The organism is Flagellatimonas centrodinii (assembly GCF_016918765.2).
Classification (GTDB): domain Bacteria; phylum Pseudomonadota; class Gammaproteobacteria; order Nevskiales; family Nevskiaceae; genus Polycyclovorans; species Polycyclovorans centrodinii.
Genome location: NZ_CP092104.1, coordinates 2,591,719 through 2,614,986 on the forward strand (window position 1 = coordinate 2,591,719; position 23,268 = coordinate 2,614,986).

General features: G+C 65.5%; 21 protein-coding genes. 13 read left to right on the plus strand and 8 right to left on the minus strand.

Annotation, left to right across the window (positions count from 1 at the left end; all coding sequences use genetic code 11):
• Positions 1–6 precede the first annotated feature (6 nt).
• From rbfA to pnp, 4 genes are all read left to right on the plus strand, one after another.
• Positions 7–405 carry a 30S ribosome-binding factor RbfA gene (gene rbfA, locus JN531_RS12375; RefSeq protein ID WP_228349168.1) on the plus strand — a complete coding sequence of 133 codons (399 nt, stop codon included), beginning with the start codon at positions 7–9 and terminating at the stop codon, positions 403–405.
• Entirely contained in the window at positions 402–1,322 is a 921-nt protein-coding gene (gene truB, locus JN531_RS12380) for a tRNA pseudouridine(55) synthase TruB (RefSeq protein ID WP_228349169.1), read from the plus strand. The genes rbfA and truB overlap by 4 nt, the downstream gene beginning before the upstream one ends.
• 93 nt (positions 1,323–1,415) lie before the next feature.
• Complete coding sequence (rpsO, locus tag JN531_RS12385; protein ID WP_228349170.1) at positions 1,416–1,685, plus strand: 30S ribosomal protein S15; 270 nt, start codon at positions 1,416–1,418, stop codon at positions 1,683–1,685.
• Between the two features lie 133 nt (positions 1,686–1,818).
• Positions 1,819–3,915: a polyribonucleotide nucleotidyltransferase gene (gene pnp / locus JN531_RS12390; protein WP_228349171.1), complete on the plus strand. Its 2,097-nt coding sequence runs from the start codon at positions 1,819–1,821 to the stop codon at positions 3,913–3,915.
• Between the two features lie 438 nt (positions 3,916–4,353).
• Here pnp and phaR read toward each other — a convergent pair whose 3' ends face one another.
• The gene (gene phaR / locus JN531_RS12395) at positions 4,354–4,842 is read right to left on the minus strand and encodes a polyhydroxyalkanoate synthesis repressor PhaR (RefSeq protein ID WP_228349172.1); all 489 of its coding nucleotides are present in this window, start codon (positions 4,840–4,842) and stop codon (positions 4,354–4,356) included.
• A 35-nt stretch (positions 4,843–4,877) separates the two neighbouring features.
• The gene (gene gluQRS, locus JN531_RS12400) at positions 4,878–5,801 is read right to left on the minus strand and encodes a tRNA glutamyl-Q(34) synthetase GluQRS (protein ID WP_228349173.1); all 924 of its coding nucleotides are present in this window, start codon (positions 5,799–5,801) and stop codon (positions 4,878–4,880) included.
• Between the two features lie 85 nt (positions 5,802–5,886).
• Between gluQRS and JN531_RS12405 the strand changes: the two genes are divergently transcribed.
• The 4 genes from JN531_RS12405 to JN531_RS12420 are packed head-to-tail and all read left to right on the plus strand — an operon-like array spanning position 5,887 to position 11,387.
• Positions 5,887–6,669 (plus strand): HAD-IA family hydrolase, encoded by a 783-nt coding sequence (locus tag JN531_RS12405; protein ID WP_228349174.1) that lies wholly within the window; start codon positions 5,887–5,889, stop codon positions 6,667–6,669.
• Positions 6,670–6,709: 40 nt separating this feature from the next.
• Positions 6,710–8,302, plus strand: a complete 1,593-nt coding sequence (locus tag JN531_RS12410) for an FAD-binding oxidoreductase (RefSeq protein WP_228349175.1) — start codon at positions 6,710–6,712, stop codon at positions 8,300–8,302.
• The gene (locus JN531_RS12415; RefSeq protein WP_228349176.1) at positions 8,299–9,828 is read left to right on the plus strand and encodes a glycerol-3-phosphate dehydrogenase/oxidase; all 1,530 of its coding nucleotides are present in this window, start codon (positions 8,299–8,301) and stop codon (positions 9,826–9,828) included. The genes JN531_RS12410 and JN531_RS12415 overlap by 4 nt, the downstream gene beginning before the upstream one ends.
• Positions 9,825–11,387 (plus strand): FGGY-family carbohydrate kinase, encoded by a 1,563-nt coding sequence (locus tag JN531_RS12420; protein ID WP_228349177.1) that lies wholly within the window; start codon positions 9,825–9,827, stop codon positions 11,385–11,387. Before JN531_RS12415 ends, JN531_RS12420 begins: the two co-directional genes overlap by 4 nt.
• Positions 11,388–11,394: 7 nt before the next feature.
• On the opposite strand, the gene queF is transcribed toward JN531_RS12420, so the two are convergent.
• Positions 11,395–11,820 (minus strand): preQ(1) synthase, encoded by a 426-nt coding sequence (queF, locus tag JN531_RS12425; RefSeq protein ID WP_228349178.1) that lies wholly within the window; start codon positions 11,818–11,820, stop codon positions 11,395–11,397.
• Positions 11,821–11,900: 80 nt separating this feature from the next.
• On the opposite strand from queF, the gene smc reads away from it, so the two are divergent.
• The 4 genes from smc to JN531_RS12445 are packed head-to-tail and all read left to right on the plus strand — an operon-like array spanning position 11,901 to position 19,417.
• Positions 11,901–15,407, plus strand: coding sequence for a chromosome segregation protein SMC (gene smc, locus JN531_RS12430; RefSeq protein WP_228349179.1), 3,507 nt, complete (start codon positions 11,901–11,903; stop codon positions 15,405–15,407).
• Entirely contained in the window at positions 15,404–16,255 is an 852-nt protein-coding gene (locus tag JN531_RS12435; protein WP_228349180.1) for a cell division protein ZipA, read from the plus strand. The genes smc and JN531_RS12435 overlap by 4 nt, the downstream gene beginning before the upstream one ends.
• Before the next feature lie 5 nt (positions 16,256–16,260).
• Positions 16,261–18,321, plus strand: coding sequence for an NAD-dependent DNA ligase LigA (ligA, locus tag JN531_RS12440; RefSeq protein ID WP_228349181.1), 2,061 nt, complete (start codon positions 16,261–16,263; stop codon positions 18,319–18,321).
• Positions 18,322–18,361: 40 nt separating this feature from the next.
• Positions 18,362–19,417, plus strand: coding sequence for a hypothetical protein (locus JN531_RS12445; RefSeq protein WP_228349182.1), 1,056 nt, complete (start codon positions 18,362–18,364; stop codon positions 19,415–19,417).
• Positions 19,418–19,446: 29 nt separating this feature from the next.
• On the opposite strand, the gene JN531_RS12450 is transcribed toward JN531_RS12445, so the two are convergent.
• The 5 genes from JN531_RS12450 to JN531_RS12470 form a co-directional block, all read right to left on the minus strand.
• On the minus strand, positions 19,447–20,250 hold the full coding sequence (locus JN531_RS12450; RefSeq protein WP_228349183.1) for a hypothetical protein: 804 nt from the start codon (positions 20,248–20,250) through the stop codon (positions 19,447–19,449).
• 29 nt (positions 20,251–20,279) lie between these two features.
• Entirely contained in the window at positions 20,280–21,347 is a 1,068-nt protein-coding gene (locus JN531_RS12455; RefSeq protein ID WP_228349184.1) for an OmpA family protein, read from the minus strand.
• Positions 21,348–21,460: 113 nt separating this feature from the next.
• Positions 21,461–21,769, minus strand: a complete 309-nt coding sequence (locus tag JN531_RS12460; RefSeq protein WP_228349185.1) for a BolA family protein — start codon at positions 21,767–21,769, stop codon at positions 21,461–21,463.
• Positions 21,766–22,065 (minus strand): YciI family protein, encoded by a 300-nt coding sequence (locus tag JN531_RS12465; RefSeq protein WP_228349186.1) that lies wholly within the window; start codon positions 22,063–22,065, stop codon positions 21,766–21,768. The genes JN531_RS12460 and JN531_RS12465 overlap by 4 nt, the downstream gene beginning before the upstream one ends.
• The gene (locus JN531_RS12470; RefSeq protein WP_228349187.1) at positions 22,065–22,601 is read right to left on the minus strand and encodes an inner membrane-spanning protein YciB; all 537 of its coding nucleotides are present in this window, start codon (positions 22,599–22,601) and stop codon (positions 22,065–22,067) included. Before JN531_RS12470 ends, JN531_RS12465 begins: the two co-directional genes overlap by 1 nt.
• A gap of 35 nt (positions 22,602–22,636) precedes the next feature.
• Here JN531_RS12470 and JN531_RS12475 point away from each other — a divergent pair, with 35 nt between their 5' ends.
• Positions 22,637–23,263, plus strand: a complete 627-nt coding sequence (locus JN531_RS12475; protein ID WP_228349188.1) for an L-threonylcarbamoyladenylate synthase — start codon at positions 22,637–22,639, stop codon at positions 23,261–23,263.
• Positions 23,264–23,268: the final 5 nt, after the last annotated feature.

A 23,268-nucleotide genomic window follows, 5' to 3' on the forward strand; every position in this document is an offset into this window, starting at 1 on the left:
CTCTCCATGCCCAAGGAATTTTCCAGAAAGCTCCGTGTCAACACCCAGCTCCAGCAGGTGCTGGCCGACGTGATCAGGACCGAATTGCGGGACCCGCGGGTCAAGGGCATCACGGTCACTGCCGCCGATGTTGCGCAGGATCTCCGCAATGCCCGGATCCGGGTCAGCTGTTTCGGCACCGATGACGAGCTGAAGGTGGCGGTTCAGGTGCTCAATCGGGCTGCCGGGCGACTTCGCCACGCGGTGGGTCGGGTCATGGCGCTGCGGTATTTGCCTGAACTGAAGTTCGAAGCCGACATCGCCTTGCGGGTCGGCGATCAGATCGGCGCACTCATCAACAAGGTGGTTCGCGAGGACGATGAGTACGCGCGTCAGCGTGGGGACGAGCCACCCGCTGCGCAATGAGTGCCCCGCGCCGGCCGCGCCGGGTCATCAGCGGCATCCTGCCGCTGGACAAGCCCAAGGGCCTGTCATCAAACACCGCATTGATCGAGGTGAGGCGTCGATTCCAGGCCGACAAGGCCGGCCACGTCGGCAGCCTCGATCCGATGGCCACCGGCATGCTCCCGGTGTGCCTGGGGCAGGCCACCAAGCTGTGCGGATACCTGCTGGAATCCGACAAGCGTTACTTGGCCACGGTGCGCCTGGGCGTTGCCACCGACACCGGAGATGCCGAGGGCGAACCGATTGCGCACAGCGACCTCTCCGGCTTCAACGTCGCCGCCTTGGAAGCCGTGCTTCGGCAGTTTGTCGGACCCCAGCAGCAGGTGCCTCCCATGTACTCGGCACTGAAGCAGGGCGGAGTGCGCCTGTATCAGCTGGCCCGCGAAGGGCAGGTGGTGGAGCGCCCAGCGCGGTCGATCATGGTCCACGCGCTGCAGCTCCAGTCGACCCGCACGGATGGCTTTGTCGTTGACGTTCGCTGCTCCAAGGGCACTTATATTCGTGTCCTGGCCGAAGACATTGCTCGAGCGATGGGCGAGGTGGCCCATCTAGTTGGCTTGCGACGGCTGCAGGCGGGACCCTTCGTCGGGGACATGGTGACATTGGAACAGCTTGACGCCACCTACGACGGCGGCGGCTTGGCGGCGCTGGATCGATTGCTGCAGCCGCTGGCATCAGCCCTGCCGGACTGGCCGAAAATCGCCGTCGATTCCGCTGCTGCGGTCTTGCTGCGGCGAGGGCTGCAGGTGCCCGTGGATGCACAGATGGCAGACACCTTGGTCGCGGTGGTCGACGCCGAGGCGCGAGCGCTGTGCCTCGCTGACCTGACCGACGGCAAGCTACAGCCCCGGCGCTGGCTTGCCGATGACGCGACATGACAGATCGTATTGCAGTCGATCTGTGTAGAAAGCTACAATAGAGGACTTTGCAATCGCTTGCTGTCCGATTTTTCGAATTTTCCGGAGTTTTACATGACGATGTCCGTGGCCGAGAAGGCTGAGGTGGCTCAGAAGTTTGCGCGCAACCCCGGTGATACCGGTTCCCCCGAAGTCCAGGTTGCGCTGCTGACCGCCCGTATCAGCAGCCTGGGCGGCCATTTCGCCGACCACAAGAAGGATCACCACTCCCGTCGGGGGCTGTTGAAGATGGTGAACCAGCGCCGTGGCCTGCTTGACTACCTCAAGCGCAAGAGCGAAGCCCGCTATCTCAAGTTGATCGCTGACCTCGGTCTGCGTCGCTAGGACCGTGTTCGCCAGCGGAACGGCGTACATGTCGGGCATTGCCCGTTCGCCGGATCGTCTGTTGACCTTTCAAGAAGCCGCCGCAACCCGTTCGGGTGCCGGGCGGCTTCTTTCATTATGAGGAGCTGAAATTATGGCGATTCCCGCCACCCCGGCTGCGGCCGTTACCAAGACCTTCCAGTACGGCAACCAGACCGTCACGCTTGAAACCGGTGCCATTGCCCGGCAGGCCGCCAGCGTCATCGTTCGCATGGGCGAAACCGTTGTGATGGTGAACTGTGTCGCCAAGAAGGACGCCAAGCCGGACCAGTCCTTCTTTCCGCTGACCGTTGACTACATGGAGCGGTTCTATGCGGGTGGCCGCATCCCCGGCGGCTTCTTCAAGCGCGAGGGCCGCCCGACCGAGAAGGAGACGCTGACATCGCGCCTCATCGACCGTCCCTTGCGCCCACTGTTTCCGGACGGGTTCCTCAACGAAGTGCAGATTGCTGCCACCGTGATGTCGCTCGACCCCGAGATCAACGGCGACATTCCGGCCATGATCGGGGCGTCTGCTGCGGTGGCGCTTACCGGGGCCCCCTTCATGGGGCCGATCGGTGCTGCGCGGGTGGGCTACAAGGATGGTCACTTTCTGCTCAACCCGCCCGAAAGTGAACTCAAGACCTCGGAACTGGACCTGGTCGTCGCTGGCACCCGTGATGCGGTGCTGATGGTCGAGTCGGAAGCGAAGATGCTGCCGGAGGCGGTCATGTTGGGGGCCGTCCTGTTCGGCCACGAGCAGATGCAGGTGGCGATTCAGGCCATCAATGAGTTGGTCGCCGCGGCGGGTCAGCCGAAGTGGGATTGGCAGGCCGCCAGCCAGGACGCGGTATCGGCCTATGTTGCCGAGTACGCCACTGCGGTGGCCGAGGCATACACGCACACCGACAAGCAGGCGCGCTACGGCAAGCTGGGCGAAGTGCGCACCGCAGCCATCGCCGGCAAGCCCGATGCCCTAAGTGACCAGCAGGTCAAGGACGGTCTCCACGAGCTCGAAGCCGGTGTGGTCCGTGGTCGTATTCTCGACGGTCAGCCGCGTATCGACGGCCGAGACCGTTTCACCGTGCGGCCGCTCGCCATTAGCGCTGGTGTACTGCCCCGGACGCACGGGTCGGCCCTGTTCACGCGCGGTGAGACCCAGGTAATGGCGGTTGTGACGCTGGGATCGGGCAAGGACTACCAGATCATCGACGCGATCGAGGGCGAGTGGCATGACAAGTTCATGTTCCACTACAACTTCCCCCCGTACTGCGTCGGTGAAACGGGTCGCATGAACATGCCCAAGCGGCGTGAAATCGGCCACGGCCGCCTCGCCAAGCGCGGCGTTGCCGCGGTGATGCCGGACTTGGAAAAGGAATTTCCGTACGTGGTGCGGGTGGTGTCCGAAGTCACCGAGTCCAATGGCTCGTCATCGATGGCCTCGGTGTGTGGTGCCTGTCTGTCGCTGATGGATGCCGGCGTTCCGCTGAAGGCGCCTGTGGCCGGTGTGGCCATGGGACTGATTCTCGAAGGGGACCGGTGGGCGGTGTTGACCGACATCCTCGGCGACGAAGATCACCTGGGCGACATGGACTTCAAGGTGGCGGGTACGCAGAACGGCGTTACCGCCCTGCAGATGGACATCAAGATCGCCGGTATCACCGGCGAGATCATGCAGCAGGCGCTCGAGCAGGCGAAGTCGGCCCGGCTCAGCATCCTCGAGCAGATGAATGAAGTGTTGGCGTCACCGCGGGCCGAAATGTCCCCGTACGCGCCGCGCATTACCACCATCAAGATCCATCCCGACAAGATTCGTGAAGTCATCGGTAAGGGCGGTGCGACCATCCAGAGCATCACCCGCGATACCGGCACCCAGATCGACATCGATGACGACGGCACGATCAAGGTGGCAGCGACCGATGGTCAGGCCGCGCAAGCTGCCATCGCCCGGATCGAGGCGCTGACACGCGATGTCGAAGTGGGGGCGATCTACGAAGGCAAGGTCGCCAAGATCATGGATTTCGGCGCGTTCGTCACCATCGCGCCGGGCAAAGATGGTCTGGTCCACATCTCGCAGCTCGCCGACAAGCGGGTCGAGAAAGTGGACGATGTGGTGCAGGAAGGGCAGGCGGTGCGCGTCAAGGTGCTGGAAGTCAGCCGCGACGGCAAGATTCGCTTGTCGATGAAGTCGGTCGACGTGGCAGACGCTTGAGTCGATGTCGCGGGGCCCGGTGCAGTGGGCCCCGCGACACTACCGGCTTCCTTTCGGGGCAACTGACTGCTGAGCGTGCACGACTTCGGTGCTTGCTTTGTCAGGACTGATTCATGACAATACCCCGCAGACACCAAATACCATGTCGAACCGCAATAGCGGCGACACGTAGGGCCTCTGGAGGGGGGAATTAAAAAGAGCCCCCCAAGGGTTTGGGGGGCAAGGTGCGAGAAAGGCGCGAGGCCTTTCTGGAGGAGACTTTTCAGCCCGGCACGTCACCCGACGTGTCGGGTTTTTTGTGCGCTGAACTATGTTGCAGTGCAGTATAGAGATGACTTACTACTATGTCAACTCGCGCAATATTACATAAATATTAAATAAATCAGTTGCTTAAGTCTTCGATGTGACGCTCGTCGCGGTTCCCGGAGCGGCTCGCGCTCAGGTTTCCGGAAGCTTCGCCTTGATGGACTTCGCCCGATCCGACAAGTTCCGGATAAATTCACGCCGGACCGATTTCCAGATCGGTTTCTGGCGGTCGGCCAGCTCCTTGAGGATCTGCAACGGCTGCTGTGCCTGGCCCAGCATGTTGCGCAACTGCTCGGTGAAGTGCTGTTGCTGCTCGGCAAACAGTCTCAACGACAGTTCGAGGTAACGCGTGATGCTGGCCTGCATCGGGTCGCCGTAGTAGCGAATCACGAATTGCAGCAGCTCGTTTGTGAAGATGGGCGTGCCGTTCTCTTCGCGCTCGGCAATGACCTGCAGCAGGATGCTGCGGGTAATGTCCTGGTGCGTGCGCTTGTCCTCGACCTTGAACTCCACGCCGTCAATCACCAGCTGTCGAATTTCCTCCAGCGTGATGTAACGACTGATGGCCGTGTCATAGAGACGTCGGTTGGGGTATTTCTTGATGATGCGGGTATCAGACATGGTGAACGACAAGTTTGTTGCAGTGCATCATCGAATCATGCCAGATCGGCGCCCGCGCCACTAGCGCCAGACCGGTGAACCGTCGGGTCCGACTGCGACAATGCCCACTGCAACTGCTCGACCGGCGGTGCGGTTGCAACTGCTGACGGCGGTGGAAGGCCCAACTGCCGCAGTACCGTCGTCATGGCGGTGGCGGCAGCCGCTGCAGAGTCACCGATCGGGGTGGCGTGGTTCTGCTTCGACAGTTTGCGTCCATGGTCGTCGAGCATGACCGGCAGGTGCTGGTAGCGGGGGCGCGGAAGGTTCAGCGCCGCCATGACCGCACACTGGGAGAAGGTCTCGTGCAGCAGGTCATCGCCCCGGACCACTTCGGTGATGCGCATTGCCGCTTCGTCGACCGCACAGCAGAGCGCGTACCCGGGGATGCCATCCCGTCGCCACACCACGAATCCGTCCAGGGCGGCAGCCGTGGTCTGCTGGCGGCCGGCGGCGCCATCCTCGAACGCCAAGGTCCCCGTTCGCCATCGGAATCGCAGCGCGGTCAGGGCCGTGTCGCCGGGCGGGTGGTTCAGGCAGTGACCGTCGTAGGAGCCCTGGTTGCCGTCGATGCCGCGCGCGCGCAGGGCGGCGCGAGTGCAATCGCAGCGGAACAGTTGGTCTTGGTCCCACAAGGCGTCGCGAGCTGCCCGGTATGACGCCAAGTGTTCCCGCTGGTACCAAACCGACATATCCCAGGTCAGCCCACAGGCTTCCAGCTGTCGAAGGATCACTGCGTCCATGCCGATTGGGCAGCGGGCCTGATCCAGGTCATCGATGCGCAGCAGCCAGACGCCATCCTGCCGGCGTGCTTGCAGCCAACTGGCGGTGGCGGTCTTCAGCGAGCCCAGGTGCAGCGGGCCGCTGGGGGTTGGCGCGAAGCGGCCGCAATAGCGGTCGGGCGCTACGATTTTTTTGGACACTTTGTTACAGTCTCGCCATCATCCGATTACGTCCGAAATTCATGGTCCCCCCGCGTTGGACCGTCGGCGCACTTCATCCGTGCGCATGACCCTCAAGGCCATCCTGTTTGATGTCGACGGTACCCTGGCGGACACTGAGTCGCTGGGTCACCGCCCCGCCTACAACCGTGCTTTCCGGCAGATGGGTCTGGGGTTCAGGTGGGGCCCCAAACTCTACCGGAAGTTGTTGCGGCAGCCGGGCGGACGCGAGCGGTTGCGTCACTACATTCTGAAATACCAACCCGATCTCGGCACTCATCGGGCGGCAGTCGACGCCGATCTCGACCAGTGGGTGGCCGAAGTGCATGCACTGAAATCCAAATACTTCCGGCGTTTCATGCGCCGGGGGCAGGTGCCGCTGCGGCCGGGGATTGCCCGGTTGATGCGCGAGGCCCATGACGCCGGTGTCCGGCTGGCCATCGTCACCAATGCCAGCCGCAAGACGCTGAACCCGGTGCTCAAATTCATCATGGGCCCCGCCCTGTGCAGCGTGATCGAGGTGGTGGCCAGCGGCGAGGAAGTCGGGCACAAGAAGCCGGCGCCCGATCTCTACCGCCTCGCAATGGCGCGACTCGGGTTGACGGCGGCCGACTGTGTTGCCCTCGAGGATTCCGAAATGGGCCTGCGGGCGGCGCGTGCGGCGGGCTTGCCGGCCGTGGTGACCGTCAACGACGACACCCGCGAGCAAGATTTCTCCGGTGCAGCATTGGTGGTTTCCAGCCTCGGCGAGCCGGGCGCACCCAGCTGCGTGTTGCGCGGCGCCGGTGGGCCGCTGCCTTGGGTCACCCTCGACACGCTGCGGCATTTACCGGTGCCAGTGACCGCCTGAGCCGCCGCTATACTCGGCGCTCGTCTGTCGTGGGGTTCACATGCGACGCTGGAACGGCTGGGGAGATGTCACCACCGATTTTCCGCTGACGCCGATGGCGCTGGCCTTCCTGGCCGAGCGCATCGGGCCCGGTCGCCCCAGGCCCGACGCGACCCGGGCTGTTGCCCTGGCCGCCGTGCCGCCGGCCAGAGGGCGCTTCGGCGCCGGCTGGCGTACCGACGCCGAGGCCCGACTCGATCATGCACGCGGCCAGAGCTTTCCGGACTGGATCGCGATGAAGTCAGGCCGCTTCGGCCCGGTGGCGGATGCTGTCGGCTGCCCGGAAACGGCCGCCGACGCCGAGTCGATGTTGCGGGAGGCATTGGCGCTCGGCGCCACGGTCGTCCCCTATGGAGGGGGGACCTCGGTGGTCGGACATCTGGCCATTCCTGCCAGTGATCGGCCGGTGGTCAATATCGCGTTGGCCGGACTCAATCGGCTGACCGGTTTCGACCCCCACCATCGACTTGCCACTTTCGGTGCAGGTGTCAGCGGCCCGGCGCTGGAGGCGCAACTCCGACCGCATGGCTATCTGCTGGGGCATTATCCGCAGAGCTTCGAGTACTCGACCGTGGGCGGATGGGTGGTGACCCGTTCCTCCGGGCAACAGAGCTACCGCTACGGACGGATCGAGCAGTTGTTCCACGGCGGGCGTCTGCTGACACCGCAAGGCCCTCTGCAGGTCGGGACTGTTCCGGCATCCAGCGCTGGCCCCGATCTTCGCGAGATGGTTCTGGGCTCCGAAGGTCGTCTTGGGCTATTGACCGAGGTGATGGTGCGCGTACGACCACGGCCGGCGCAGGAACACTTCCATGGCGTTTTCTTTCCGCACTGGGATGCGGCACTGGACGCGGTGCGCATGATCGGTCAAAGCGAGATTCCGCTGTCGATGCTGCGCCTTTCCAATGAGCTCGAAACCGAGACCCAGCTGCGGCTTGCCGGGCACGAGAAGCTGATGGCCTGGCTGCAGCGATATCTCGGATTGCGTGGCATCGGTGACGGCCAGTGCCTGTTGATGATGGGCATCACCGGCACGCTCGCACAGTGCCGCCGGTCGCTGCGTGAGGCGATGGTGATCAGCCGTCGTTGCGGCGGTGTCCATGTCGGCAAGGCCATGGGGCAGGGCTGGGCACGCAACCGCTTCCGCGGGCCGTACTTGCGCAACACGCTGTGGCAGGCGGGCTACGGTGCCGATACGGTCGAAACCTGTGTCCCCTGGTCGCAGGCTACCCCGGTGATGCGGGCGCTCGAACGGACTGCCCACGACTGTTTTGCACAGCGCAACGAGCGCGGACATGCCTTCACCCATCTGTCGCATGTCTACCCGCAGGGGTGCAGCATCTACAGCACCTTCGTGTTTCCGTCAGCGGGCGATCCGGATGCTGATCTCGCCGCCTGGCAGTCCCTCAAGGCAGCGCTCTCGGCCACCATCGTTGCCCACGGCGGGACCATTTCCCACCAGCATGGTGTCGGGGTCGATCATGCCCCCTACCTGCCGCAGGAGAAGGGGCCCCAGGGCATGGCGCTGCTGCGCGCTGCTGCCGCAGCACTGGACCCCGAGGGCCGCATGAACCCCGGGAAGCTGTTGACGTGACGGGGCCCGTCCGGCCGTCACTGGCCTCGTTGCCGGCGACCTTCGACCTGGTGGTGGTCGGCGCCGGTATCACCGGCGCGGGGGTGTTCCGGGAGGCGGTTCGCGCCGGCGCCCGGGTTCTGCTGGTGGATGCCGGCGATTACGCTGGCGGTACGTCTGCCTGGTCGTCCAAATTGGTCCATGGCGGACTTCGCTATCTCAAGCAGGGACAGTGGCGCCTGACGCGGGAATCGGTGCAGGAACGCGATCGCCTGCTGGCGGAGGCCGGCGGCCTGGTTGAACCGCTGTCGTTCGTCATGCCTTTGTATCGAGGGCGCCCGCCGGGCCGGCTGACGATGCAGGCCGGGTTGTGGATCTACGACCGGATGGCCGGCCGGCATCAATCCGGGTTCTGGTCGGCGGCCGAAGCAGCTGATCGCGAGCCGGCGCTGACGCACCCTGATCTGATCGGGGCGATGCATTACCAGGACGCGGTCACTGACGATGCCCGATTGGTGCTGCGGCTGATCTTCGATGCGGTGGCCGACGGAGGGGATGCGCGCAACTACACGCGGGCCGCGATTCGACGGGATGCCGGGCGGGTGGTCGGTGTCTGCCTGACCGATGTCGACACCGGGGAAACGCGCGATATTCAGGCCGCCGTGACAGTGTTGGCAGTGGGACACGCGGCCACGGTCGCGGATGGCGCGCCGCGCCTTCGTCCACTCCGGGGGAGTCATCTGGTCTTTCCGGCACAACGATTGCCGGTTCGGCAGGCGCTCTCATGGATGCATCCGCAGGACCAGCGTCCCGTTTTTGCGATTCCCTGGCTTGGCAGTGTTGTGGTCGGCACCACCGACCTCGACCATGTTGCCGATGGCACGCCGCCGCGAATGTCGGCGGCCGAGGCAGACTACCTGCTGGCCGGACTGCGGGCGGCGATCCCCGCACGGCGTCTGAGCCTTGCCGACGCCACGGCTAGCTTTGCCGGGGTTCGACCTGTGGTGGATCGTGGCAAGGCGGACCCGTCTGCCGAGTCGCGTGAGTCCGCGCTTTGGAGTGTCCCGGGTCTGGTCGGCGCCACGGGTGGCAAGCTGACGACGTTCCGGCGTACTGCGCGACAGATCCTGACGCAGCTGGCTCACCAGCTCCCGGGGCTTTCCCTGTCGTCTGAACCCCGACTGTTCGACGGTGCCGCGCCGGTGGCCAGTCAACGGAATCTGTACGGGCGCCTGGGGCCCGCGGCGGCCGGTCGGCTGCTGCAGGACACCCCCGGCGACGAACGGGCGACGGTCGGTCCGACGCCCTTCACCTGGGCCGAGTTGCGCTGGGCCGCACGGCATGAGCAGGTGGTGCGGCTTGAGGACCTGATGCTGCGTCGTACCCGACTCGGACTGCTACTGGCCGATGGCGGTGCTGCCGAACTGCCGCGGATTCTGGCGATTGCCGCGCAGGAACTCGGCTGGGATGCCGATGCCTGCGAACAGGCGCGGATCACCTACCTGCGTCACTGGCACCAGTGCCACGATCCACGGGCCGTGAAGTGACTGCCCCCCGGCTGCTGGCGATCGATGTCGGCACGCAAAGCGCCCGCGCCATCGTCTTCGATATCGACGGCCGGCAGATCGATCAGGTGCAGATTCCGTTCGACCCGCCGTATCACGCCCCCGAGGCTGGCTGGGCGGAGCAGGATCCGGAATGTTTTTGGCAGGCAGTGGTGCAGGCCTGTCAGCAACTGTGGCAGCAGGGTCGGGTGACTGCTGGCGAGGTCGCGGGTCTGGCGCTGACCACGCAGCGTGCCACGGTGATCTGTGTGGACGATGCCGGGGTCGTGCTGCGACCTGCGATCGTGTGGCCGGACCAGCGTCGTTGCTCCCGGCCCCCGCCACTGGGGCCATGGTGGTCGACGGCCTTTGCGTTGGCCGGGGCATCCGATCTGATACACCACCTGCAGGCCCAGGCGGAGGCCAACTGGTTGGCGCAGCATCAGCCCGAGCTATGGAAACGGACGCGCCGATTCCTACTGCTCTCGGGATGGCTCCATCATCGGATGCTTGGCCGTTATGTCGACGCGACTGCGGCGCAGGTCGGGTATCTGCCCTTCGACTATCGCCGCCAGCGCTGGGCCGGTCAGCGTGATTTCAAATGGCAGGCGCTGGCCATCCGGCGTCAACAACTGCCGGATCTGATTGCGCCCGGCCAGCCCATGGGCGGCCTCACCGCCGCCGCCGCCGCCGCCCTCGGCCTGTCAGCCGGCTTGCCGGTGATTGCCGCCGCCGCCGACAAAGCCTGCGAGGTACTGGGTTGCGGGGCGCTGGCGGCGGATGTTGCCCAACTGTCGTTCGGCACTTCGGCCACCATCAACACCACCCAGCGGCGCTATGTCGAGGTCCAGCCGCGATTGCCCGCCTATCCGGCGGCATTGGCTGGAGCCTGGAACACCGAGATCCAGATATATCGCGGATTCTGGATGGTGAGCTGGTTTGCGCGGGAGTTCGCGCACGTGGAGCAGCAGATCGCGCGCCAACGCGGGGTGCCGGTGGAAGCGATATTCGACGACCTCCTGCAATCGGTGCCCGCCGGCAGCCAGGGTCTCACGCTGCAGCCCTATTGGACCCCGGCGATTCGCGATCCCGGTCCCGAGGCCAAAGGCGCCATCATCGGGTTCGGCGATGTCCATACTCGAGCCCATCTGTACCGCGCCCTGATCGAGGGGCTGGTGTACGGCCTGCGCGCGGGCAAGGAACAGATCGAACGCCGCCTGGGACACCCCTTGCGAACGGTCCGGGTGTCCGGCGGTGGGGCGCGGAGCGATGCGGTCATGCAGATCACCGCCGACATTCTCGGGCAGCCGGTCGAGCGTCCGCAGGTCAGCGAGACGTCGGCGTTGGGGGCCGCCATCACCCTCGCCGTGGGTCTCGGGCTGCACGCTGATACCGAGGCCGCCGTGCAGGCGATGACGCGGGTGGGGCAGGTGTTTCGGCCCGACCCCGACCATCAGCTGCGGTACGACCGGCTGTATCGCGAGGTGTACCGACCGCTCTATGGCCGCTTGCGGCCCCTGTACCGCCGCATTCGCGCCATCACCGGCTATCCGCCCGACTGACGCCGGCTCAGGCCGGTGGCATACCGGCACCGGTGGGGTCCACATGCCATGCCGCGGGCGGCAGGCGCGGGGTGAAGCCCGGCGCGCAGTGCTCGGCAGTCACGTGCGTGTAGAGCCCGCCCCGCACGTTGAACACGGCCGTCAGCCGCATGAAGCGGGGCGCTGTGGCCGCCACCAGGTCGTCGAGAATGCGATTGGTCACCGCCTCGTGAAAGCAACCCTCGTCGCGGAAGCTCCAGATGTACAGCTTCAACGACTTCAGCTCGACGCAGGCCTGGTCGGCCACGTACTCCAGATACAGCGTGCCGAAGTCCGGTTGGCCGGTCTTCGGGCACAGGCAGGTGAACTCCGGGATCCGCATGCGGATCGTGAAATCGCGCTGGGGAGCGGGATTGGGGAAGGTCTCGAGGGTTTTGCTGGGCTGGCTCGACATGGAAGTGCGCTTGTCAAAGCGCTGTAATTTACACTGTCGCCTTTGCCCCCACGGGCCGTCCACGCTTTTCAGACCAAATAATGCGACTGTCGGGCATCAAACTCGCCGGCTTCAAATCCTTCGTCGACCCCACGCACCTGCCCTTGCCGGGCAACCTGACCAGCGTGGTCGGCCCCAATGGCTGCGGCAAGTCGAACATCATCGATGCGGTGCGCTGGGTGCTGGGCGAGACCAGTATGAAAAATCTTCGGGGTGCGGATGCCGAAGATGTCATCTTCAACGGCTCGAAGAGCCGCAAACCGGTTGGACGTGCCAGTGTCGAACTGCTGTTCGACAACAGTGATGGACTCATCACCGGCGCCTATGCAGCCTACAGCGAGATCTCGGTTCGGCGTGAGCTGACGCGCGACGGTAGCTCGCAGTACTTCCTCAATGGCCGCAAGTGCCTCAAACGTGATGTCACCGACCTGTTTCTCGGGACCGGCCTGGGCGGCAAGAACCAGTACGCCATCATCGAACAGGGCATGGTCAGCCGGATGATCGAGGCCAAGCCTGAGGAATTGCGGCTGTGGCTGGAGGAGGCGGCTGGCATCAGCAAGTACAAGGACCGCCGGCGCGAGACCGAAAGCCGCATCCGCCAGACCCGCGAAAACCTGGATCGTCTCAACGACGTCCGCACCGAATTGCAGGGGCGTCTTGACGTGCTCGGCCGTCAGGCGGCCAATGCCGAGAAGTACAAGGGCCTGAAAGCCGACGAACGACGACTGAAGGCTGAGGTGTTGTTGCTGCGAGCCCGTCAGCTGGATGCCGAACAGGCCCTGCAGCAGCAGACCATTGCCGAGCGCGAGCAGGCCGCACTGCAGGCGCGCGCAAGGTTGGAGGCGACACAGCAGGCGCGGGCAGCCTCCGAGCAGGCCCTGCGCGCCTCGCAGGAGGCCATTCATGCCGAACAGAGCCGGCTCTATGAATGCGAAGCGGCGCAGGCGCAGGCACAACAGACCCTGACCCACACGCGGGAATTGCAGTCGCTTCAGGCCCGCGAACGCGAGGGTGCCGAGCGGGCGCTGGCCGACGCAGCCGAACGCATCACGCGGGAAAGCCAGCGCCTGGACGAGGCGCGACATCAGCTGACCTCACTGGAGCAGGCGTTCGCTGATGCCGAGGCCGCCGAACGGGCGGCACAGGACCAGCTGGTCGAAGCCGAAGAAGCTGCAGCGGAGGCCCAGAAGGCCTGGGACCTGTTCACGCACGATGCCGAAGCGCCTTTGACCCAGACCGAAGCCGAGCGCGTCCGGGTTCAGGCGCTCGAACGGAGCCGGTTCCAGGCGCAGGAACGGCTGAAGCGCTTGGAGCAGGAGATCGGAACGCTCAACATCGAGGCGGTGCGGCAGTCATTGAACGACGCCGAAGCCGAACTGGTCAGTCTGCAGACCGCTGTCGAACAGCATCAGCAGCGGCTCACCGAGGTTGACCAGCAGCTCAGCCTGGTGCGGGAAGCGCGGCGCGCCGATGAAACGGCCTTGCATGAAGCGCGGCAGCAACAGCAATCGGTCAAGGGGCGTCTGTCGTCGTTGGAGACGCTGCAGCAGGCGGCGATGAAGCGGGATGACGCCGAACTCGGTCAGTGGCTGCGTCAGCACGACGTCGAGGCAGCCCCGCGGCTGGCCCAGTGCCTGGAGGTCGACCCCGGCTGGGAGGCGGCCGTGGAGCAGGTGCTGGACGGGCTGCTGCAGGCGCCGGTGGTCGACAGTCTGGGCGAGAAAGGCTTGCCGTCGCGGGGACCCAAGGCCGGACTGATGCTGATGGACGGTGTTCTGGCACGCGGCGAGCAGGGCCTGGCAGCGCATTTGCGTGGGCCGGGTGCGGTGCTGGCGCTGGCATCCCAGGTGGAACTGGTGGAGTGCGCGGACGCGCTGATGGCACGGCGTCCCGCCCTGCCGCCGGGTCGCTCCTGTATCACCCCTCAGGGCCTGTGGGCGGGGCGCGACTGGCTGCGATATCCCCGCGGCGGTGAAGACAACAGCGGGGTCATCGTCCGCGGCCGTCTGATTCAGGAGTTGCGCGACGAGCTGGCCAAGCTTGATGCGCGTATCGAGCGCCTCGATGGGCTTGTCCGCACGCAGGTCGAGCAGATGCAGCAACTGGAAGGCGAGCGGCGCAACCTGGCGGCGCAGTTCGAGCAGACGCGCAGCCGGCATTCGCAGAAGCTGGCGGTGCGGCAGTCGCAGCAGGTCCGGCTGGAACAGATGCAGGCCCGTCTGGCGCGGCTGCAGGCCGAACAGGAAGAAGCGGCCGGTGTCGTGCAGACCGCCGAGCAGGAGCTGGGCAGCGCCCGATCACGGCTGACCGACCTTGAAGCGGTGGCGGCGGCCCTCAAGCAGCAACGTGGCGAGATTCAGCAAACCCTGGCGCGGCGTCGTGACGAGGTACATCGGGCACGTGCACAGCTGGCCCAGCAACAGGCGCAACGGAACCAGCATCAGGTGCAACGTGCTGGTCGGCAGTCGGCGGTTGCTGGGATGGAACAGGGGTTGCAGGAGCTGCAGCAGCGACATCAGGGCCTCAGCGAGCAGGTACGCAGCCAGTCAAGCCGGGCTGAAGAGTGGAGCGTGCCGCTGGCGCAGCAGCAAGCCGCGCTTGACCAGGCGCAGCAGGCGGTGGCTGCGGCCCGCGACGTACTGCGCAAGGTGCGCGGAGAAACCGAGGGGGTCGAGCAGGCACTGGGCGCCGCCCAGCAGGCCCTGCTGAACGCCGAGCAGGCGCGCGATGCCGCGGTGGAGGCAACCCAGCAGGCCCGGCTGGCGGCCGAGAACAGCCGGGCCAGGGTCGAGGAGTTGGCGACCCAGCTGGCGGAAACCGGTTTCGAACGGGAGGCCCTGGAGGCCAACGTACCAGCCGATGCCGAGGTGGCGGCCTGGGAGGCCGAACTGGCTGCCGTACTGCGACGCATCGAACGGCTGGGTGCGATCAACCTTGCTGCCATCCAGGAACTGGAGGAGGGTCAGGCACGCGCCGACTATCTCGAACGGCAGCACACGGACCTGGTAGGGGCGCTGGACACCCTGGAATCGGCGATGCACAAGATCGATACCGAGACCAAGGCGCTGTTTCGCGATACCTTCGATCGTGTCAACACCGTGTTCGTCGACCGTTTCCCGCGATTGTTCGGTGGCGGTGAGGCCTACCTCGAACTCACCGGCGATGACCTGCTCAACACCGGGGTGCGGGTGATGGCGCGCCCCCCCGGCAAGCGCAATTCCACCATCCAGCTGTTGTCGGGGGGCGAGAAGGCGATGACCGCGGTGGCGCTGTTGCTGGCGCTGTTCCAGCTCAACCCGGCGCCGTTCTGCCTGATGGACGAAGTCGATGCCCCGCTGGACGATGCCAATGTCGGCCGTTTCTGCGATGTGGTCCGGGAAATGTCGGAAGCCGTCCAATTCATTATCATCACCCATAACAAAATCACCATGGAACTGGCCCTGCATCTGCACGGTGTGACCATGCAAGAACCCGGCGTGTCTCGCTTGGTGAGCGTGGATGTGCAGCAGGCAGTGGCGCTGACCGAAGATCGAGAGGCGGTGGCATGAGCATCTTGCAGTGGGCATTGCTCATTTTGGGCGTGGCGGTGGTCATCGCCATCGTGGTGGTCAGCCGGCGCGAGCGGGCCGGCGGCGGTGACGGCTGGACCCCACCGGCGCCTCCGGGCGGCAAGCCCCGCAGTCTGCCCGGCGCTGACCAGATGGATATCTTCGGCGCGACCGGGCAGTTCGATGAATTTGGCGTTGGCCGCCCTCGCAAGCGCAGCAATCCGGACATGGGGTCGCAGCCTCGCGCCGCCGGAACCTCCTCTGATCTGTTCGCCGAGCCGGCTGCAGATACCCTGCCGCCTGCCGCCGCCGAGCCGCCGGTACCCGCTTTCATCAAGGCTCGTCAGGCCCCATCGGTCGATGCGCCGGTGCCAGCCGCGCCGCCGCCCTCCGCGCCAGCGCCAGCAGCGACATCACCGACTGACAGCGCCGATGACGATGATTTCATCGTGTTGTTTGTCGCCGAGCGGGAAGGCACCGCGATTGCGGGACGCAAGCTCCACAGTGCCCTGCAGGCGCAGCGGCTGCAGTTCGGCGCGAAGCAGATCTATCACCGCCTCAACAACGATATGGTGCAGTTCAGCGTCGCCAGCATCATCAAGCCCGGTGAATTGAACCCGGCCGATGCCGAGCAGTTCTCATCGCCGGGGCTGACGGTGTTCATGACCTTGCCGGGCCCGCTCAAACCGACGGCCTGTCTTGAAGACATGTTCAGCACCTGCGATCGGCTGGCCGGCGCGCTCAACGCCGAGGTCTTCGACCATCGGCGTGAGGTGCTGTCGGATGAAACCCGGCAGGCCTTGCGTCAGCGGGTGGCCGACTGGGCCCACGCCCGCAAGCTCGGATAAGGACCATGCCTGCGGTTGATCCCGCGCAGCGCCTGCAGGTGCTGCGCGAGGCAATCCGGTCGCATGATCACGCCTATTACGCGCTGGATGCGCCGCGCATTGCGGATGCTGAGTACGACGCCCTGTTTCGCGAGCTGCTGGCCATCGAGGACGCGCACCCGGAGTGGGTGAGTCCCGACTCCCCCAGTCAGCGGGTGGGGACGGCGCCTTCCGCCCGATTTTCCGAGGTCCGCCATTCCGTCCCGATGCGGTCGCTGAACAACTGCTTCAGCGAGGAGGAATTGCGCGAGTTCGATCGCCGCGTCCGCGAGGGACTGGGGCGTGGTGAGGTCCGCTATACCGCTGAACCCAAGCTCGATGGACTCGCCGTCAGCCTTCGCTACGAGGCCGGCATGCTGGTGCAGGGCGCCACCCGTGGCGACGGCAGTAGCGGTGAGGACGTTACCGCTAATCTCCGCACCCTGCGCAGCATACCGCTGCGACTGCGCGGCAGTCCGCCCGACGTTCTGGAAGTCCGTGGGGAGGTTTTCCTTCCGCACGCTGGATTCGCTGAGCTCAATGCCCAGCAGCACGCGCGTGGCGAGAAGCCGTATGTGAACCCGCGCAATGCCGCCGCCGGCGCTCTGCGGCAGCTCGATCCGGCCGTTACCGCCCGCCGCCCGCTGCAGTTCTATGCCTATGCCCTGGGCGCACACGAGGGCTGGGTGCTGCCGTCGACGCAGATGGCCTTGCTGGAGGCCCTGCGAGATTTCGGTCTCCCAGTCAGCGACCTGGTGCGTTCGGTCGACGGCGTCCCCGCCTGCCTCGCCTACTACGCCGACCTGCTGGCGCGCCGCGCCCAGCTGCCGTTCGACATTGACGGGGTGGTCTACAAGCTCGACGACCTCGCCGGCCGCGAAGAGCTTGGCTATGTCGCCCGCGCGCCGCGTTGGGCGATTGCCCACAAGTTCCCCGCCGAGGAGGCCACCACCACCCTGCTCGACGTCGAGTTCCAGATCGGCCGCACCGGGGCAGTCACGCCGGTCGCACGGTTGGAGCCGGTTTTCGTGGGCGGGGCGACCGTTTCCAACGCCACCCTGCACAACATGGATGAAGTGTTGCGCAAGGACCTCCATATCGGCGACAGCGTGATCGTGCGCCGCGCCGGCGATGTCATCCCCGAGGTCAAGGCAGTGGTGGCAGACCGACGCCCGGCCGATGCCCGTCCCGTCATGCTGCCCGCTGACTGTCCGGTCTGCGGCAGCCCGGTGGAGCGGCTGGAGGGGGAGGCGGTCGCGCGCTGCAGTGGGGGCTTGACCTGCCGCGCCCAGCTGCACGCCGGGCTGCTGCATGCGGTATCCCGACGCGCCCTGGATATTGAGGGGCTCGGCGACAAGCTGCTGACGCAGCTGATCGAAGAAGGTCATGTCCGGGACCCTGCGGATCTGTTCGCCCTCAGCGCCGAGACCCTTGCCGGACTTGATCGCATGGGGGAAAAATCGGCCGCCAACGTCGCGGCGGCACTGACGCGGGCGCGGTCCACCACCTTGCCGCGATTCCTGTTCTCGCTGGGGATTCGTGACGTTGGCGAGGCGACCGCCGATACCCTCGCGCGGCACTTCGGCTCGCTGGAAGCGCTGATCGCCGCCTGCGAAGCTGACGCACCGACGGACACACCGGACCGCAAGGACCGCGAGCGGCTGCCGCTGCTGCGGGCGGTGGACGATGTCGGCATCGAGGTGGCGCGCAGTCTTGTCCACTGGTTTGCAGATCCCCGACACCGGGCGCTGCTGGCGCGATTGCAGGCCGCCGGTCTGCAGTGGCCGGCCATCGCGGTCCGACCGATGGAGGGCCCGTTGCAGGGACGCAAGCTGGTGGTCACCGGGACCCTGCCGCAGCCGCGCGACGCCATCATCGCCCGCATCATCGAGGCTGGTGGTCAGGTCGCCGGCAGTGTGTCGTCGAAGACTGACTACGTGGTGGCCGGCGAGGCCGCCGGCAGCAAGCTCGACAAGGCTCATGCGCTGGGCGTTCCGGTGCTGGACTGGGCGGCCTTCGAACAACTGTTGCAGGACGGCGCCCCCTGACGTCCTGACGCACGGCCCTGTGCCTGGGGCACACTGGGTCATGCGTGCGCACCTGCAGTCACTGACCCTGTTGCTTCGCCTGGGGCTGGTCATCGCCCTGTGGGCTTGGCTGTGGGCCGCTTGGCCGACACTGCAGGCGGAATGGCAGCTGACGCAGATGCCGGTGCCCGACGCTCGCGTCGAGGCGCAGGCATTGGCGGCCGAGTCGCGTTTCGCCGAGGCGCTGACGGTCCTGGCACTGGCACCGCCCGGGCCCGAGACGGACCGGCTGCGGGCTGCGATCGAAGCCGAGCGTGATCACTGGCGCCGACAGGGGCGTGCGCTGTTGTCGGGTGCGCTGACCGGTGACGGTGATTCCACTGCCGCGCTCACTGGTGCGGTGGTGGCCGATCTTCTGGTGTTCGGCGATGTGCGCGATCTGGTGATCCAGGGCGGACGGGCACTGCGTGGCGAGCCGACCGATCCGGTGTTGGTCGGGCTGTCGTCCGCCGGCCTGCTGCTGACGGCCGTCCCCTCGGCCGATCTGGGCACCGCCGTACTGAAGCTGGCCCGGCGGACCGGGGCACTGAGCGCCCGGGTGGGTCGACAGGTGCTGCAGATGACCCGGCGTGCCGTGCAGCGGGGCGACCTGGGCCCCTGGCGGCGCACGGCCACGGCGGTCGGGCAGCTCTCGGCCGAGACCGGGCCCGCCGTCGGCATTCGCCTGTTGCACTTGGTCGACGATGTCGACGAGCTGCCGTTGATGACACGTTTGGCGCGCCAGCCAGCCATCCGACAGGGCCTGCTGTGGGCAGGTCGCCCAGGGCTGGTGCTGGCTAAAACACACGGAGACGACGGTGCAGCGCTGCTGGCCCGGGCCGCGCGTCATGGCGATGCCGGCGTTCGTTTTGCCCTGCGACGGTCGGTGGTATTGCTGAAGCCGCATCCCCTGCTGGGGATGATCAAGACCGTCTACAAGGGCACCCTGCCGCGCTTGCTGATACAGCAATGGCCACAGCTGATGATGGCCCTGATGGGCATTCTTGGCGCTTACGGCGCTCTACTGATGCTGCGCTTGATCGCCCTTTTCGGGCATAAAAAAACGCGGGGGCCATGATGGCCCCCGCGTTGCATGCCACACGCTGATCAGGGTGCGATCGGCGGCGGAATCACCTGAACATCGGTGCACATCTCGTAGACGAACATGGCTTCGCCAACGTCCGCATTGAGCACGGCCGGTTCGAAGCTGAGAGTGGCCCGATCGTACGGCTGGGTGGCCTGCAGACCGACAAAGGCGAAAACATCACCCACCAGGTTCTGACCCAAGAGGTCAAGCGCATTCTGGGTGAGGGGCAGGGAGGTTTCCTGCTCGTTGCCATTGAGGAAGGTCGTCACCCGGATCTGGTTCAGCAGCGCCAGGTTGACCGTGCCGGCCGGGAAGGCCACCGCAAACGCGGCGAAATCTCCGGCATTGCGATCAGTCGGCAGGAGCACCGATTGATCAACCGAGTCCAGCAGGTTCAGCAGATCAACCGTCAGCACGAAGGTCGAGTGGCTGACCAGTGAGCCGTCAATGGCGTCGTTCTTGTCCTGGACACTGTTGGTCAACGCGGTGACGGTGTTGCCACCGAGCAGATTCAACAGCAGCGACAAGGGGCCGCCGAGCAGGCCATTGGCGGTGACTTCGGTGGTGGCGCCGGCCAGTGCCTGGGCGCTGGCGGTGCAGCGGAAGGTGCCTTCGATGGCGGTGCCATCAACCGAGATCACGCCGCCGACCGAACCGTCGTTGAGGAAGCCGTCATTCGGGTCGTCGGAGACTTCGTTGCCGTTGTCGTTGAGACCGCCGGTGCCGGAATCGAAGTCCAGGGTGCCGTCGGCGCTGCAGCCGGCGAGGCCGAGCGTGAAAAGACCGGCGATTGCCGCCGAGGTCCAGATGTTTGCTTTTTTCATGATGAATAGTCCTGTGTGGTCGCCGTGGCTCAGTTGAGAATGCGCAGTTCAACGCGGCGGTTGAGTTCGCGTCCTTCGGCGGTATCGTTGGTTTCGATCGGCTCCGACTCGCCGTAGCCTTCCGAGGTCAGCTGGCTGCTGCCAACACCATTGGCGACGAAATAGTCGACCACGGCAGCGGCGCGGCGCTTCGACAGTTCGAGGTTGTAGGCATCCGAACCGATGTTGTCGGTGTGACCCGCGACCTCAACCTGCATCTCCGGATACTTGGTCAATGTCTCGGTGGCGTCGTCGAGAATCGTCTTGGCGTCCGCGGTGAGGCGGTCCTTGTTGAATTCGAAGGTCACGCCATGAAGGGTGATGACGCTGTCGAGCGGGCAGCCGACGCCGTCAACCCGGGTGCCGGCGGGGGTGTCAGGGCAGTTGTCCTTTTCATCCACCACGCCGTCGCCGTCGCTATCGACCAGACCGGTGGGCACTTCGACCACCTGTACCTGGGCTTCGGCCGGTGCCGGCGCTTCGGCCGGCTTGAACATGGCGAACTCGAGGCCGAGTCCGACGCGGATGTCGCCGAAGCCATCGAGGAAGTTGTCGTACACGTAACGACCTTCGCCGCGCAGACGCAGCTGGCCGGAGTCGGTCAGCGGACCGGTCACGAAACCGAGGCCGGCGTTGGCGGTGAAGTCGAAATCGTCTTCATCGTCGGGGACGACGTCGTTGTAGGCGCCGCCGATACCGGCGATCAGGAACGGCGTGAAGCCGCTGCGATCACCACCCAGACGCAGGGTGAGATCAAGCCCGAGACCGGAACGGTAGAAGTCGGTGCCGTTGAGATCGGTCTCGAAGGTATCGAAGAACGCATTGAATTCGTAGCCGAAGGCACTGTCGGTGAACTGCTTGCCGAACAGCACCTTGGCGCCGGTGGCGTAGTCGAGATCCGCCAGGCGCTCATCGTCCGCGAAGGTGTAGGTGGCGAGAACGCCGATGTAGCTGTCGACCGTGCTGCAGTCACAGAGCACGCTCTGTGCAGCGGCCGGACCCGACAGGCCGATGGCGGTCGTCATGGCGACGCCGCTGAGGAACGTTTTTGTGTTCATGCCCTTGAAGCCCCTTGTGGTTATGTCAGTTGCAAACTCACCCTCATTCTGGCACAGCCCCTCGAACTGGCAAACCGGGAGCGCTGTTGTTGCAGGGCGATGTCGACAATTTCCTACAAGGGTGTCGGGTCGGGCGCGAGGTCCGAGTCGCTGGCCTGGGGGGTGGACAGGGCCAGTGACAGGGCGTGAATGTCGCTGTCCATCAGGCTGCCGAGGGCGGCGTAGACCGCACGGTGACGCGCCAGCGGCGGCATCCCCCTGAATTGGGCGCTGTGCAACGTGACGTGAAAGTGACCGCGGCCGCTGCGGGCACCGGCATGGCCGGCATGTAAATGGCTGTCATCGCGGATTTCCAGGTGGGTGGGCGTCAGCGCAGCCCTGAGCGCGGCCTCGATGCGGGCGATACGGTCTCCGGTCGTCATGCTGGCAGCACCTTCAACATCGGCTCGATGCGGACCTGTTCGAACAGACCGGCTTGTGCGTAGGGGTCTCGATCAGCCCAATCCCGGGCTTCGGCCAGGCTGGCGAACTCGCCGACGATGACACTGCCGATGACGCCGCCGGCCGGGTCCGGCACATCGTTGAGTAGCCGTGGGCCGGCCAGCAACAGGCGCCCCTCGGCCTGCAGCGCCGCGAGATATTCGAGGTGCGCCGGGCGCGTGGCGCGACGGATCGCAGCGGTACCCGGTCGGTCGGTGGCGAGAATCAGATACTGCATCAGCGGCTCGACTCCGGCAGATACTTCGACAGGAACGGCAGGTGTGCCATCAGAAAGCCGAACATCAGCAGCGAATAGCCATAGGTGCGGAACTGCACCCAGATGGCCTCGCTGAGCTCACTGGCAACATAGAAGTTGAGCGCCGCCAGCCCGAGAAAGAACCCCGCCCAGATGCCGTTGAGGCGGCGCCACAGTGGGGCGGGCAGGGTCAGCAGGGTTTGCGGCAGACGTTGCAGCATCACGCGCTGGCCGATCAGGTGGCTGCCGGCCAGCACCAGGCCCATCAATCCGTAGACGGCACTGGGCTTGAACTTGATGAACACCGGGTCGCGCACGTAGAGCGTCAGGCCGCCCAGCACCAGCCCCAGCATGGCAGCGGTGAAGTGCATCTTGTGCAGGCGACGTTCCCATAGCGCATAAATGATGACCACCGCGAACAGGGCGGCGATGACTGCTGCCGTGGCGGTGTAGATGTCGCCCAGGTAGTAGGCAACGAAGAAGATCACGGCCGGAGCCAGGTCGAGCAGATTTTTCATGCGGTTATTGTAGGGCGGGCGGGTACAATGCGCCGATGGCCGCAGACTGGTTTGACCTTCACCCCCTCAACCCGCACGGGCGACAGCTTGCACAGATCGCTGCGCGCATCCGCGAGGGTGCGGTTGTGGCCTATCCCACCGATTCCGGCTATGCACTCGGCTGTCACCTCGATGATCGCGCGGCTGCCGAGCGCCTACGTCGGATCCGCCGCTTCGACAAGCATCATCAGTTCACTCTGGTCTGTCGCGACCTGTCGGAAATTGCGACGTATGCGCGGGTGGACAACACCCAGTTCCGGCTGCTGAAGCAGCTGACACCAGGCGCCTACACCTTCGTGCTGATGGCCAGCAAGGAACTGCCCAAGCGGATCGCCCATGAGCGACGCAAGACCATCGGTATCCGGGTGCCCGATCACATCGTCACCCAGGCCTTGCTGGGCGCCCTTGATCAGGCCCTGATGTCCTGCACCCTGCAGTTGCCCGACGAAGACGAGCCGGTGGGCGACCCCGAAGACTGGCGCGAGGCCCTGTTGCCGCTGGTGGATATCGTCGTCGCAGCCGGGTCCGCCGGCACCATTCCAACCACGGTGGTCGATCTCACCGATGACGTGCCGCGGGTGCTGCGCGAGGGCGCCGGACCGCTGGCGCCGTTGGGCCTGTGACGACG

Excerpts from the sequence above, each read along its gene's own strand:
- JN531_RS12445 (WP_228349182.1), top strand. The coding sequence starts at position 18,362 with ATGCGTGCGCACCTGCAGTCACTGACCCTGTTGCTTCGCCTGGGGCTG.
- JN531_RS12435 (WP_228349180.1), top strand. The coding sequence starts at position 15,404 with ATGAGCATCTTGCAGTGGGCATTGCTCATTTTGGGCGTGGCGGTGGTC.
- JN531_RS12470 (WP_228349187.1), bottom strand. The coding sequence starts at position 22,601 with ATGAAAAATCTGCTCGACCTGGCTCCGGCCGTGATCTTCTTCGTTGCC.
- phaR (WP_228349172.1), bottom strand. The coding sequence starts at position 4,842 with ATGTCTGATACCCGCATCATCAAGAAATACCCCAACCGACGTCTCTAT.
- JN531_RS12460 (WP_228349185.1), bottom strand. The coding sequence starts at position 21,769 with ATGACGACCGGAGACCGTATCGCCCGCATCGAGGCCGCGCTCAGGGCT.
- JN531_RS12405 (WP_228349174.1), top strand. The coding sequence starts at position 5,887 with ATGACCCTCAAGGCCATCCTGTTTGATGTCGACGGTACCCTGGCGGAC.
- truB (WP_228349169.1), top strand. The coding sequence starts at position 402 with ATGAGTGCCCCGCGCCGGCCGCGCCGGGTCATCAGCGGCATCCTGCCG.
- pnp (WP_228349171.1), top strand. The coding sequence starts at position 1,819 with ATGGCGATTCCCGCCACCCCGGCTGCGGCCGTTACCAAGACCTTCCAG.
- rpsO (WP_228349170.1), top strand. The coding sequence starts at position 1,416 with ATGACGATGTCCGTGGCCGAGAAGGCTGAGGTGGCTCAGAAGTTTGCG.
- smc (WP_228349179.1), top strand. The coding sequence starts at position 11,901 with ATGCGACTGTCGGGCATCAAACTCGCCGGCTTCAAATCCTTCGTCGAC.
- ligA (WP_228349181.1), top strand. The coding sequence starts at position 16,261 with ATGCCTGCGGTTGATCCCGCGCAGCGCCTGCAGGTGCTGCGCGAGGCA.
- JN531_RS12410 (WP_228349175.1), top strand. The coding sequence starts at position 6,710 with ATGCGACGCTGGAACGGCTGGGGAGATGTCACCACCGATTTTCCGCTG.
- JN531_RS12465 (WP_228349186.1), bottom strand. The coding sequence starts at position 22,065 with ATGCAGTATCTGATTCTCGCCACCGACCGACCGGGTACCGCTGCGATC.
- queF (WP_228349178.1), bottom strand. The coding sequence starts at position 11,820 with ATGTCGAGCCAGCCCAGCAAAACCCTCGAGACCTTCCCCAATCCCGCT.
- JN531_RS12455 (WP_228349184.1), bottom strand. The coding sequence starts at position 21,347 with ATGAACACAAAAACGTTCCTCAGCGGCGTCGCCATGACGACCGCCATC.
- rbfA (WP_228349168.1), top strand. The coding sequence starts at position 7 with ATGCCCAAGGAATTTTCCAGAAAGCTCCGTGTCAACACCCAGCTCCAG.
- JN531_RS12450 (WP_228349183.1), bottom strand. The coding sequence starts at position 20,250 with ATGAAAAAAGCAAACATCTGGACCTCGGCGGCAATCGCCGGTCTTTTC.
- JN531_RS12475 (WP_228349188.1), top strand. The coding sequence starts at position 22,637 with ATGGCCGCAGACTGGTTTGACCTTCACCCCCTCAACCCGCACGGGCGA.